12 protein-coding genes are annotated in these 11,965 nt (G+C 55.9%); 6 read left to right on the forward strand and 6 right to left on the reverse strand.

Features of this window, described 5'->3' with window-relative positions; translation table 11 throughout:
* Window positions 1-183: 183 nt before the first annotated feature.
* The gene (locus tag C4S74_RS03430) at window positions 184-1,587 is read right to left on the reverse strand and encodes a hypothetical protein (RefSeq protein WP_103993939.1); all 1,404 of its coding nucleotides are present in this window, start codon (window positions 1,585-1,587) and stop codon (window positions 184-186) included.
* Between the two features lie 251 nt (window positions 1,588-1,838).
* On the reverse strand, window positions 1,839-2,090 hold the full coding sequence (locus tag C4S74_RS03435; RefSeq protein WP_258042356.1) for a hypothetical protein: 252 nt from the start codon (window positions 2,088-2,090) through the stop codon (window positions 1,839-1,841).
* A 194-nt stretch (window positions 2,091-2,284) separates the two neighbouring features.
* Here C4S74_RS03435 and C4S74_RS03440 point away from each other — a divergent pair, with 194 nt between their 5' ends.
* Both C4S74_RS03440 and C4S74_RS03445 read left to right on the forward strand, forming a co-directional pair.
* On the forward strand, window positions 2,285-3,361 hold the full coding sequence (locus tag C4S74_RS03440; protein ID WP_103993941.1) for a DUF3900 domain-containing protein: 1,077 nt from the start codon (window positions 2,285-2,287) through the stop codon (window positions 3,359-3,361).
* 64 nt (window positions 3,362-3,425) lie between these two features.
* Complete coding sequence (locus C4S74_RS03445; RefSeq protein WP_103993942.1) at window positions 3,426-3,803, forward strand: PH domain-containing protein; 378 nt, start codon at window positions 3,426-3,428, stop codon at window positions 3,801-3,803.
* 85 nt (window positions 3,804-3,888) lie between these two features.
* On the opposite strand, the gene C4S74_RS26910 is transcribed toward C4S74_RS03445, so the two are convergent.
* Entirely contained in the window at window positions 3,889-4,020 is a 132-nt protein-coding gene (locus tag C4S74_RS26910) for a hypothetical protein (protein ID WP_009672691.1), read from the reverse strand.
* Window positions 4,021-4,220: 200 nt separating this feature from the next.
* Between C4S74_RS26910 and C4S74_RS03450 the strand changes: the two genes are divergently transcribed.
* Entirely contained in the window at window positions 4,221-5,879 is a 1,659-nt protein-coding gene (locus C4S74_RS03450) for a L,D-transpeptidase family protein (protein WP_103993943.1), read from the forward strand.
* Window positions 5,880-6,054: 175 nt separating this feature from the next.
* Window positions 6,055-6,543, forward strand: coding sequence for a translation initiation factor IF-3 (gene infC, locus C4S74_RS03455; protein ID WP_181024284.1), 489 nt, complete (start codon window positions 6,055-6,057; stop codon window positions 6,541-6,543).
* A gap of 83 nt (window positions 6,544-6,626) precedes the next feature.
* On the opposite strand, the gene C4S74_RS03460 is transcribed toward infC, so the two are convergent.
* Window positions 6,627-7,523 (reverse strand): aldo/keto reductase, encoded by an 897-nt coding sequence (locus tag C4S74_RS03460; protein ID WP_103993945.1) that lies wholly within the window; start codon window positions 7,521-7,523, stop codon window positions 6,627-6,629.
* 167 nt (window positions 7,524-7,690) lie between these two features.
* Window positions 7,691-8,806 (reverse strand): aminopeptidase, encoded by a 1,116-nt coding sequence (locus C4S74_RS03465; RefSeq protein WP_103993946.1) that lies wholly within the window; start codon window positions 8,804-8,806, stop codon window positions 7,691-7,693.
* 262 nt (window positions 8,807-9,068) lie between these two features.
* On the opposite strand from C4S74_RS03465, the gene C4S74_RS03470 reads away from it, so the two are divergent.
* Both C4S74_RS03470 and C4S74_RS03475 read left to right on the forward strand, forming a co-directional pair.
* Window positions 9,069-9,626 carry a hypothetical protein gene (locus C4S74_RS03470; RefSeq protein ID WP_103993947.1) on the forward strand — a complete coding sequence of 186 codons (558 nt, stop codon included), beginning with the start codon at window positions 9,069-9,071 and terminating at the stop codon, window positions 9,624-9,626.
* 79 nt (window positions 9,627-9,705) lie between these two features.
* A complete protein-coding gene (locus tag C4S74_RS03475) occupies window positions 9,706-10,902 on the forward strand; it encodes an MFS transporter (RefSeq protein ID WP_103993948.1) in 1,197 nt (398 codons plus the stop codon).
* A gap of 326 nt (window positions 10,903-11,228) precedes the next feature.
* On the opposite strand, the gene udk is transcribed toward C4S74_RS03475, so the two are convergent.
* Window positions 11,229-11,858 carry a uridine kinase gene (udk, locus tag C4S74_RS03480; protein WP_103993949.1) on the reverse strand — a complete coding sequence of 210 codons (630 nt, stop codon included), beginning with the start codon at window positions 11,856-11,858 and terminating at the stop codon, window positions 11,229-11,231.
* Window positions 11,859-11,965 lie beyond the last annotated feature (107 nt).

Raw genomic sequence — 11,965 nt, forward strand, 5'->3', positions numbered from 1 at the left:
AAGCAAGAACAAAGCAAGAACAAAGCAAGAACAAAGCAAGAACAAAGCAAGAACCTACACGAACTTATAAGAAGGCGGTCTGCGAAGTTTTTGTTGATGAGTACCGCCACGGCTGACGAGCACTCTGATCACTTCGCCACGGCTGACGCGTACCCTGATCCCGGACTGTTCACCGGCGCCGGATCAGATCAGAAACATCGCCACGACTGTGGTGACGGCCAGACCGATCATCACCGGCTTCAGGTTCCGCCGGGCCAGCTCGAAAGGATCGACGCCGCAGATGGCGGCGGCTGGAATAAGCGCCCACGGGATGAGTGTGCCGCCTCCGACCCAGATGGCCGCCACCTGGCCGAGAGCGGTCAAGGTTGCGGCTCCGGCGCCGAGGGCGGAGGAGAACAGGCTGGCGACCGAGCCGGCCAGCGAGATGCCGGAGAAGCCCGACCCGTCCAGCCCGGTGATGGCGCCCACGGCTGTCAGTGTGACGGCACTTGCGGCCGGATGGACGGGCACGGTCTGGGCCAGAGCCAGCCCGAGATCATTCACGATCCCGTGCGAGAAGGCCGGCAGGACATGCCCGTACAGCTCGGTAAGAGCCGCGTCGCCGAGGTAAAAGAAGGCGGCGATCGGAATGACGGGACCGAATACCTTAAAGCCGAAATGAAATCCGTCCACCAGGTAAGAGGTCGTCTTTCCGAATCCGCCCCGGCGGTGAGCCATGAGCGAGACGAGCAGCAGGATCAGGGCGGCCGTCCCGCCGATCAGCGCGGTCGCCTCCCCTCCCTGCAGGTTCAGCTCGAACATGGCCGCAATGTCGGCCGCGAACAGCAGAGGGATCGCGACCGCAAGAGCGAGGCGCTTCCTGCCGGTCAGCAGCTTCCCGGCGGAAGAAGCGCCACCGATGACGGGAGCGGGCGGCTTGATGGCGCTTTCCGGCTTCAAGGCTCCGCTTCTCAAATCGCGCCGCAGGAACCAGAAAGCCGCCGCGGTCGTGACGGCTCCCATCACGGCGACGAGCGGGACGGAAGCTTCCATGACGCTTCCGACGGGAAGTCCGGCGGCGTCGGCGGTCAGCTTCGGCGCTGCCTGGATGACGTAGTCGCCGGAAAGCGCAATGCCGTGGCCGAACAAGTTCATGGCCACGGCCGCCCCGATGGCCGGCAGACCGGCCCTGACCGCCGCCGGAAGCAGCACGGCTCCGATCAGCGCAACCGCCGGGGACGGCCAGAAGAAGCACGAAACGGTCATCATGACGATGCCGATGATCCAGAAGGCCGCTCCCGGGCTGCGGATGAGCTTCGCCGCGGGAGATATCATCGTGTCGCTGACGCCGGACAACGAGAGAACCTGGCTCATGCCGACAATGACCGAGATGACGAGAATGGTCGGCAGAAGCTCCTTCATGGCATAGATGAGGCTGGAGAAAATACCCCCGACCGATTGAGGAAGCGAGCCGGTAGCGGCAAGGCCCAGCACGAAAATGCCGATCAGACAGACCGGCGTCGTATCTTTGCGAAACAGCATAAACCCGATAATCAGGGCGATAAAACATACATAAACGATATGCAGACCCACCAGTTCCACACTCACGGGAATCCCTCCGTCTTGGGCTTACATCCTGTACTGCCTACAGCTTATGCAGGTCCCGGATGAAGGTTCCCGGCCGGTCCGGACCGGCGGAGGACAAAAAGAAACCCCCTCGTCCGAGGGGGTTTTTAGCAGTTAATAAGAATCGTTATTTATCGTCTGAAAGTTGTTCCTGCTATTTAAATAGGGTCCATTTGTAGGTTATGTAGGGTCAGCTTCATTTCATCTCTATTTATACGGGTTTACTGGCTTGCTTAGTTACGCTGTTCTTCCGCGCTTTCCATTTTGGCGCTGAATTCGCATTTTTCTCTTGAGTAAATCGTTGTACAGCTATTGAGGCTCGAACGGATTTTCACCTGGTCCTGGTTGTACTTTTCGATAAAACCTCGTCCGATTTGGACATACACATCGTTGTGATCCATTCCCCAGATGTAGACTTCGGTCTGCGAGAGTGCTGCGGCGAACAATTCGACATCCATTTCCAACAATTTCGTTCCATAAATCATCTCATCGTACACCCCAACTCCATAGTAAATCGTATTTCTATCGTTCCTACAAGTATAGACAGGTCGGAGCTTTCAATAATCACACACCTTGGCAGTTTTTTTGTCCGGAATCAGTTTCTTTTGTCAAAAATCGCGGGATTCGCTACAATCAGAGGAGGTTAGACAGCAGGTTAACGGATAAAGGGGAAAAAAGCATGAAATTCGAAGTGGAATTTATCTCATTTTTTGTCATACGCGAAGAAGGGCCCGGCAAAGCTTACCGTCATTTTCAAACTTTGGACGGGGACGCTTACGAAGGCAGCGCGCTGGAACAGTTTCTGGGCGGCGAATTTGCCCGGCTTGCCAAGCGCAAGGTGGAACGCAATCCGCAGTCCGAGCAGGTTCCGACCAAAATCGGACGATTTATAACGGAGCCGGGGTGCGGCCTCGAAACGAATCCGAACTACAATATGTTCGCCAGACTGCGCGGCGCCGCGTCCCGGGAGGATTTCCTGAAAGAAAGCGACGAACTGGCAAGAGCCTACATTCAGACGAGCTCGGTGCGCAGCGGAGCGCTTATTACGGCCAGCGCCAAGCTGCCGCAGTACTTTGACGAGCCGTTCGTATTCGTGATGAAATGCGATTTCGAGCCTAAAATCGCCCGCATTACGGACGAATCCAGCCTGCTTCACGAAGTGGAAATGGCGATCAACGCGAAAAATATGAAAGCGATCCAGTATCCGTATATGCCGGAGGTCGGTATGCTAGAGGATTGGGAGCTGAAAATCCATCAGCCTTCGCACGCCAAATATTTCGAGGATCTGCTGAAATTCGTGGAGTATGAGAAATCCATGCCCGAACTGCTTAATCATCAGGTGGTCAACCTGGTGCAGCAGCATATCGAGCAGACGCTCGAAGCCCATCCCGAGCAGAAGGAAGCGGAAGAACGGGATCTTGAACTCTGGGCCGCAAGCGAGAAGCGGGAGCTGCAGGAGAAGTGGGCGCCGGAGCTTGTCATGGAGGCCGCCAACTTTCTGGTGGAGCAGCAGCCCGATTTGGGCATGACCTTCAAGCTCGATCATCTGACGGTAAAAGGAAAGCTGGCGGATTACGGGAGGAAAGTTCATTTTGCCAAGTTCGGGGACCGGTACGTCGTACTGCTGAGCGGAAGCTCCCTTCATTTCGAGAAGGGGGTTTCACCCGTGGAGCTTCTTCAGCCCGAAGATATCCAGTCCGTCCTAGCCCGTCTTGAACGCGAAGCCGCAGAAGACGCCGAAGGCGGAGATTTTTAAAAGTCGCGTACGTCCGTTTCAGGGTGTGGTAAAATAAGGATTATGGCAAGGGAGTTGATGAGCTGTGGGAATTTTGGACGGTTTATTGGGCAACGCTTCGGAAATGTCTCCGGAGAAGCTTCAGAAGGACCTGGAGCCGTTTCTCATCCAGGGAGAGCAAGTGCAGGTCGCGTACAAAATTATCCGGGACGGTTTCGTATTTACGAACAAACGCCTGATTCTTATCGACAAACAAGGGGTGACGGGGTCCAAAGTCGAATATATGTCCGTGCCCTACAAGAGTATTATCCGGTTTGCAAAAGAAAGCGCGGGGACGTTCGATCTGGATGCCGAGCTTAAAATCTGGCTGTCGAGCACGCATGAGCCTATCGTCAAGAAGTTTAACAAAAGCGCCAACATCAATGACGTGTACGCGATGCTGAGCCGGTATGTTTTGGGATAAAACGAATGAATATGAAAAAGCCTTCCGGCCCGAACGGCCGGAGGGCTTTTTTGGCGTGAAGACGGAATCCTGCGGAGAAAAGAAGTTACTCCCCTAAAACGTTTTCGGGCTTCGGTTCAGGACCTTTGCCGTCGGCCAGCTTGTCGCCGAACTGATCGAGTCTGCCCGGATGACTGGCCGGACCGCGATTTTTGGGCTTGCTGTTTCTACCTGCCATGGAATCCACCTCCGGCTATTAGTTTGCTTGCAGAGGAAGCAATTCATGCACCGGCTGAAGCGGAATAGCGAGAAAAATAGCGAAGAGGCGCCCGCGAAAATTGGCGTACGATTCTAACTATACAAATTGTATTTATGTTGATACAATATGTATCGAACAGCCTATTAATCTCTCATGACGGCAAAAACAGGAGGTAGGGAATGGGAGGAGCGACGAAACGGTTTTCGCATCCTTTGGAACCGCAGCTTGTGCGGGTCAACAAAAATTTATACATCAGCCGGGGAGACCCGCAGTATTTCGATAAAGTCATCCGTTATGCCGATAAAACGTCTCCCGAAGCCCATTATCGGATGGGAGAGCGTGCGAGGAAGCAGGGAGACTTATCCAGGGCGCTTTTTCATTATCAAGAGGTGATGAAAACGTACCCCTCTCCGTATTACTCCGACGCCAACCGGGCTTTGCATGAACTGGCGGAGCGGGAGGAAAGCGACCTGGCGGGAGTCCGGAAAGAGCTGGAGGCTGCGACGGGAAGAAAATTCAACAAGTTTTTGCGGACTTTCCTTTACGCGCTCATCGTCATCAATCTTATTCTGTTGGTCGTTCTTCTCTCTGGAGAAGGAGGCAAGCAGACCGCTTCCGCCGCGGAAAACGGACCGCCTCCAAGCTATGAATCGCATGCAGTGCAGCCTCAACAAGGAAACAGCTTCTCGCCGGAAGCTGCTTCTTTACGCCCGGAGGGGTTTTCGGGTGTGGAAGCGGACGAACGGCCATATCTTGTGCGGGTTGTCCCTGACACGGACAACGCCCGCGCGGAGGCTTTGATTCGACGGGAAATGGAGCATCTTATCGGACGGAATCCGCAGAAAAGCCGGGTCATTTACGGAATCCGCCAAAGGGGCGGCACTGCGGATTTTTCGGCGGATACGGCAGCGGGACAAGCGTTTCCGGCCGGCGGCCCCGCGGAATTGGAGAATGCTTTCGTACTGGCGCAGTATGTGCCGGCGCTTCGCAAACCCGTGGAGATCACCTATCTGGGTGAAGGCGCTCCACGCGCCGAAGTGCTCACGCGGATAGGGACCCAGCTCATCCGGACGGCGCTCCGGACCTACGCGGCCGACCACGGAGGGAAATTTCCGGGGAGCCTGGACGAGCTGGTCCGGGACTATCCCGGAAATTACCTCAGCTTCGTGCCGCGCGAAGCCGTATCGGGCTCCATCCGGGTGAGCCCGTCCTACGACGGTGGTGGCGGGTGGGTTTACCGGCCCGCCGCCGGAGACGCCGGTTCGGCCTTGACGCCGAACCTGCCGGGAGCTTCGCTAGCGGGTGTCCTGCCTCCCGCTAGCGCCGCCGCACAGGCGAACGTCCCGTTCGAGCCTGTGCAGGTGAAGGTGATCAAGCGGGAGCACCGCTTGATCTTAACAGCCGGAGGCGCGGTGCTGGAAGCCCGCGCCGGGATCGGCCGTCCGGAGTCGCCGACGCCGGACGGCACGTTCGCCGTGCGGGAGCGGGTGATCGCTCCCGCGGGCGGGACGCCGGGCGTGTACGGCGCCGCGGCGCTCGGGCTTGGCGCCATAGCGGTGCACGGCACGGCGGATGCCGCGTCTGTCGGCGCGGCGCGCTCGCTCGGCTGCATCCGGCTCGGCGATGCCGACATGCTGGCGCTTTTCGCGCTCGTGCCGAAGGGCAGCGCTGTCCGCGTCGCCGAAGCTGCGTCAGCCGCCGATGGCCGGTCTGCGGCCGGCGTGGCCACCGTCGGCAGGCTGGACCTCGCAGCCGCAGCCGCGGCGCTGAAGCCGCCGGGAGCGCCCGGCGTGCGGGAGTCCGCCCCGGAGGGGAGCGTTTTCCACTGGCTGGGCTGACGGTCCCGGTTAGGCGGCTGTGCCCGGACAGGGAAGTTTCCCTGCCGCCCCTTTGTATTTCCTTCCCGCATCCCCTACAATAGGAGGGACAGTTGACGGAAACGAACCGGTTGTATAGCGCAGTAGCACTAGCGGCAGAAGTTTCCGGACAGCACACATCCGGGAGGAACTTATCATGCTTATTATGAACGAGAAAATAAAAGCGGCCGAGGTCGAGCTCACGGGATTGAACGGGGAAAAGCTCGGAGTCCTGACGAGGGAAGAAGCGCTGAAACTGGCGAAGGAAGCGGACGCCGATCTGGTCTGCACGTCTTTGATGAGCAGCCCTCCGCCATGCAAGCTTGCCTCTCGCGGAACGGCGAAACAGGCAGCCCAGAAAGACAAACAGGCGGCCCGCCGTCAAGACAAGCCGCTGAAAGTGAAAGAGCTGAGGCTAACTGTACATATCGAAGACCACGACTATGAAACGAAGCAGAGACAGGCCGAGAAGCTTCTGGCTTCGGGCAGCGCCGTACAGCTCGTCGTCCGCATCCAGGGCAAAGAAGGACCGAAAGCGAAGGAGCTTCTGGAACGGCTGGTTAAGGATCTTTCAGCCGCCGGTATGAAGGAGACGAACATCCAGGTCAGCGGCAAGCAGGCGGCTGTCCGGATTAATCCGCTGTAGAACGGCACATCCCAGGGTCCCCGCGGCCCTCCGTTACAAACTAAAGAGCAGTCTCCCGGACCGGGCAGACTGCTCTTTTGCGTTTACATCTGCCCGATCCAGTCAGGGCGGGCAACTTGTTTCCAGCGGGCGCGAATCGCTTCCACCTCTTCCCGGGGAAGCGGACCCTGACCGGCCAGGCGTGCGTTCTGGACCCAGCGGCCGGGCTTGCTCGTCCCGACGATCACCGTCGAGACGCCCGGTACCGATAAGGTGAAGCGCAGCGCTTTTTCGATGGAATCTTCCAGATCTCCGTTCAGAAAATCATACTGCAGTTCCTGAAGCCGGTCCCAGTATGTATGCCGATACGGACTTTCGGGCTTTTGGCCGGTCCGCCATGCCGCGTTGGCGATCGGACGTTTGACGGTAATGCCTATGCCTCTTTGAGCCGCTTCAGGCAGCGTTAATTCTATCGCTTCCTGATCCGCGATATTGAGCGAAGTTTCGAGTGAATCGAATACACCGGTCCGGATCGCGTACAGAGCCGCTTGATGGTCCCCGCTGTAGCCGATATAACGCGTTTTGCCTTGTTCCTTGGCTCTTTTCAGAACCTCGATGACTTCTCCCCGCCGCAAAATTTCTTCGGAGCAGCTGTGAAGGTGGATCACATCCACATAATCCGTATGAAGCCTCTTCAAACTGCGGTCGATACTCTGCTCCAGCAGCCTCGGATCCCAATCTTCGAAATCCAGGCCGGAGGCGTGACCGCATTTCGTAAACAGATAATAATCGTCCCGGCGGTGCGAGACTGTTTTGCCGATCAGCTCTTCGCTCGTCCCGTAGCATTCGGCGGTGTCGATGAGATTAAGCCCGGCGTCCAGCGCCGTACCGAGCAGCTTTTCGGCCGCGGCCGTTTCCAGACCCTCCAGTCCGATTTCCGCCGCTCCGAGGCCAAGCATGCTTACCTTCATGTCCGTTTTGCCGTAAGAACGTTTTTCCATGCTGCACCAGCTCCTTTCCCGTACGATTACCCGGGTAAACGTCCGGTAAATCCTTTTTGCCTGCAAGGGTCAAAAGAAAAACAGCTTCACCCGGGAAAGGGGAAGCTGTTTGCGGAAGCGCGCCGATTACTGCAATCGGCGGATCCGGCGTAAACCGAAGGCCAGGTTTACTTCAGGTTTTCGGGGTTCAAGCACTCCAGCTCGGGAATAACGAAACGTCCGTCCTTGCGGATGAGGACATCGTCGAACCAGATTTCGCCGCCGCCGTATTCGGGACGTTGGATAAGCACGATATCCCAGTGAACGGAAGAGCGGTTGCCGTTGTCGGCGATTTCATAGGCTTGTCCCGGCGTAAAGTGAATGGAACCGTCGATTTTTTCATCGAACAAAGTATCTTTCATCGGCTGCAGAATGTAAGGGTTCACGCCGATCGCAAATTCACCGATATAACGTGCGCCTTCATCCGTGTCCAGAATTTCATTCATGCGGACGGAGTTGTTGCTCGTCGCTTCCACGATTTTTCCGTTTTCGAATTTCAGGACGACATTCTCGAAAGAAGTACCGGAATAGACGGTAGGCGTATTATAAGAAATGACACCGTTTACCGTGTTGAGTACGGGCGCCGTATACACTTCGCCGTCGGGAATGTTGCGCTTGCCGCAGCATTTGATCGCCGGAATGTCTTTGATGGAGAACGAAAGATCGGTTCCCGGAGAAACAAGGCGGACCTTGTCCGTACGGTTCATAAGCTGAACCAGGGGTTCCATGGCCGTTTCCATTTTGCTGTAATCGAGGTTGCACACCTGGAAGTAGAAATCCTCGAACGCTTCGGTGCTCGTGTTGGCCAGTTGGGCCATGGAGCCGTTCGGATAGCGCATTACGCACCATTTCGTGTGGTTGACACGCTGGTTGGTCACCGGTCTGGAGTACACGCTCATGTACAATTTCAAACGGTCTTCCGGCACGTCTGCGGTTTCCGTTACGTTGTCGCCGGCGCGCACGGCCACGTAAGCCTGCATTTCTTTCATGCGGCTCAGTTCGATCTCGGCTTTTTTCTCCAGCGTTTCGCGTGTGGCGCCGAGCATCATGCTGCGGTTGATCGCCGGATCGCGCAGTTCAACGATAGGATTTCCGCCGGCGGCGTAAACTTCTTCGATAAAGCATTTCGCAAGCTCGGGATCTTTGACGCCGATCAGCTCGATCAAAATATTTTCGCCCGGCTGAAGTTCAACCGAATAGTGGATAATGTTGCGTGCAAACGTAACCATTCTTGGATCTCTCATGGGCAGGAACTCCTTCTATGTAAAAAATTTCAGTACGGGGTACTGAAGGCATGCTTCTTACCATTATAGTACATTTTGCGGATGTGTAGAAGACGGCTCCAAAAATAGTGCATAAACTGGAATATGCATTCTTCTAACGGTCAATTAATTTGTGGCGGCGCCGCATGTTCGCGAGTACGGTGTGTTCATCGGGACCGTTTCGGGTAAAATGAAAGCAAACATGAAATCCTAACGAAAAACGGCCGCAAGGAGGCGAAGGCAAGTGGCGAGAGGAAATACGATGGTGCCGTTCGGGTATGAAGAAGAGCCGCCGGCACAGCGGGGTACCCTGCTCATTTTCGAAACGTTCGAAGACTGGTCGGAGCACGAAACCGATATGGTGGCAGCAATCGCGGATGAGCGCAAATTCAGAAAAGTCGTCTTGTATCCCCAGCATGAAGAAAGCTTGAGACGAATGGGCGTTCCCTGCGCCGCCGCGTATCATAAACGGGTGAAGCTGCTGGAGGAGCTGCTCGGGAATAAACCTGCGGAACGGTACACGATAGACACGTGGGAAGGCAAACGAAAGAAATATACTCCGCTCGACACGTCGCTCCGGTTTTTGACCGACAAATACGCCAGTCCTTATTTTGTCATGATGAACGATCGTTATGCAGCGGAATTTGCGGGGTACAAAGGCTTTGACGAATGGATCCGCAAACTCCGGCTGATCGTCTGGAGACGGTTCGGCGTGCCGCTTCCGGGCAAACTGATGGCTTACGGGGACCGTTTGGACTTTATCGGGGAAAACGGGGAAAGCGTTGAAGTCCAAAAAAATTAACCGGGGGTCGATTCACAAGCGTTCCAGCCGATGTTACAATAGTCGGGGTGTTTTTCAATAGGCTGGGAGGTTTAACATCATGAACGTATCGTCGGTAAAGACGATGAGTCCGACACGCCGCCTGGTACTTCTGCTGCTGGTTGTCATCATTTCCGGTTTAAGTCAAGGACTTCTGCTTCCGCTGCTGACTATCCTGCTGGAACAAACAGGCGTATCGTCGGGAGTTAACGGGTTTAACGCCGCTGCCATGTATATCGGCAGCTTCGCGTCCATGTTCGTCGTCGAACGGATTCTGCTCGCGCTCGGGTATAAGAAAATTCTAATTCTCGGAATTGCCATGGAGACAGTGGCTATTTTGCTGATTCCCGTATGGGGGAATCTTACGTTCTGGTTCATTTTGCGGTTCATTATCGGATTCGGGAATTCCATCCTGCACTACACGACGCAGCTGTGGATACTGACCTCGGCTCCCCAGGAACGCAGGGGCCGCTATATTTCCTACTACGGCATGGCGTACGGAGTCGGCTTCAGTATCGGTCCTGCGGGCATTAATCTGCTCGCGCTCGGTTCATACGCGCCGTTTTTGACGGTGGCGGTGTTTTATACGGTCGTTATCATGCTGCTGCAAAGGCTTCCCGACCAGAAGGTGCAGTCGGAGGGAAAAGAGTCGCCCGCCCAGAAGCGGTACGGCACAGCGGCCAAAATCGCCTGGTTCGCGCTTATCCCGACCTTCCTGTACGGCTACACCGAAGCGGTGCTGAACAGCAGCTTCCCGCTCTACGGTCTGCGGCTGGGACTCAGCGATACGTCGGTATCCATGCTGCTTCCGCTGGTCGGCTTCGGCGGGCTGATTCTCCAGCTTCCGCTCGGCATGCTGAGCGACAAAATCGGCCGCAAGCCCGTGCTTCTGGCGGCTGCCGCGATGGGAGCCGCCGCGTTCCTCGCGGTGCCGTTCGCCGGAGATTCCGTCTGGGGAATCGGCCTTCTTCTGCTGACGGCGGGGGGCATGATCGGTTCCTTCTTCTCGCTGGGACTCGCGTACGCGGCCGATCTGCTTCCGCGGGAGCTTCTGCCGTCGGCCAATGTGATCGGCTCGATTCTGTTCAGTATCGGCAGCGTGGTGGGGCCTAATCTGGGAGGGCTCGGCATCCAGTATATCTCCCTAAGCAGCCTCTTTTTCCTGCTGGGTTCCGTTTATGTCTTGTTCGTTTTTACGGGACTTGCGATCCGGATCCGGAGCAAGGGAAGAGGAGACGGTGGAATCCGGGAAGCGTGAAGTGCCACGCGCGCTCCCTGCCGCAGGCTGCCTGCCGGCTGTCGGCGGCCTCGGCATCCGTGCCGGATCAATCCGTCAGGACGGGTTGTACGCGTGCTGTTACAGCATGCAAGACCCTCAAGTTTGATTACAAACTTTGAGTCAAACCAAAGGCTCCGCCTTTTCCAACCCAAAAAGAAAGACCCGGACACAGCCGAGGCTGAATCCGGGTCTTTTTCATGTGTCCGCGTACTGCCGCCGCTTCTTCAAGCAAGCGTATGACAATCGGCGGGTTTAACTCGATTGATCAAGAGCTGTAAAGCGGTAATGGAAAGAGCGCTTCGGGTTTAGTTAAGATCCGTCAGAAGCGTATCCATATAGCTTTCCGTCAGCGTCGTGAGCAGGCGTATGCCGATCTCGTTTTCTCCGCCTTCGGGAATGATGATGTCCGCATACTTCTTGGACGGCTCGATAAAGGCGTCGTGCATCGGTTTTACCGTCGTGATGTATTGGTCGACAACCGATTCCAGAGAGCGGCCCCTTTCGTTCGTATCCCGCATAATGCGGCGCAAAATCCGGACGTCCGGGTCCGTGTCGACAAACACTTTGATGTCGAGCGCTTTGCGGAGATGCTCGTCCGTCAGGACGTGGATGCCTTCGATGACAATAATCGGCGTGCCTTGGATGAGCAGCGTGTCCGAAGAACGGGCGTGCTGTGTAAAATCATATATCGGGACCTGAATCTCGCGGCCTTTCCGAAGCTCGCTGAGATGTTTCAGCAGAAGTTCGTTTTCAAAAGCGTTGGGATGATCGTAATTGATTTTCGCGCGTTCATCCATGGACAGCTCGCTGCGGTCCGCATAGTAATTATCCTGGCAAATAAGTGTGACGTTTTTCGTTCCGAGCTCGTCTATGATCGAACGGGCGACCGTTGATTTCCCCGAACCGGTTCCCCCGGCTATCCCAATGACTAACATAAATTATGAAGGCCCTCCCTGTTCAGCGCCTTTAAGATAAGGACGGCGCTTTATATACCCTGAATAGTTTATCATAATGTAGAATTTTTTCAAAAAGAAAAAGCTCC

This window comes from Paenibacillus sp. UNC499MF, from assembly GCF_900107975.1.
Taxonomy (GTDB): domain Bacteria; phylum Bacillota; class Bacilli; order Paenibacillales; family NBRC-103111; genus Paenibacillus_F.

Excerpts from the sequence above, each read along its gene's own strand:
- C4S74_RS03435 (WP_258042356.1), bottom strand. The coding sequence starts at position 2,090 with ATGATTTATGGAACGAAATTGTTGGAAATGGATGTCGAATTGTTCGCC.
- C4S74_RS03440 (WP_103993941.1), top strand. The coding sequence starts at position 2,285 with ATGAAATTCGAAGTGGAATTTATCTCATTTTTTGTCATACGCGAAGAA.
- C4S74_RS26910 (WP_009672691.1), bottom strand. The coding sequence starts at position 4,020 with ATGGCAGGTAGAAACAGCAAGCCCAAAAATCGCGGTCCGGCCAGTCAT.
- C4S74_RS03450 (WP_103993943.1), top strand. The coding sequence starts at position 4,221 with ATGGGAGGAGCGACGAAACGGTTTTCGCATCCTTTGGAACCGCAGCTT.
- infC (WP_181024284.1), top strand. The coding sequence starts at position 6,055 with ATGCTTATTATGAACGAGAAAATAAAAGCGGCCGAGGTCGAGCTCACG.
- C4S74_RS03460 (WP_103993945.1), bottom strand. The coding sequence starts at position 7,523 with ATGGAAAAACGTTCTTACGGCAAAACGGACATGAAGGTAAGCATGCTT.
- C4S74_RS03465 (WP_103993946.1), bottom strand. The coding sequence starts at position 8,806 with ATGAGAGATCCAAGAATGGTTACGTTTGCACGCAACATTATCCACTAT.
- C4S74_RS03475 (WP_103993948.1), top strand. The coding sequence starts at position 9,706 with ATGAACGTATCGTCGGTAAAGACGATGAGTCCGACACGCCGCCTGGTA.
- udk (WP_103993949.1), bottom strand. The coding sequence starts at position 11,858 with ATGTTAGTCATTGGGATAGCCGGGGGAACCGGTTCGGGGAAATCAACG.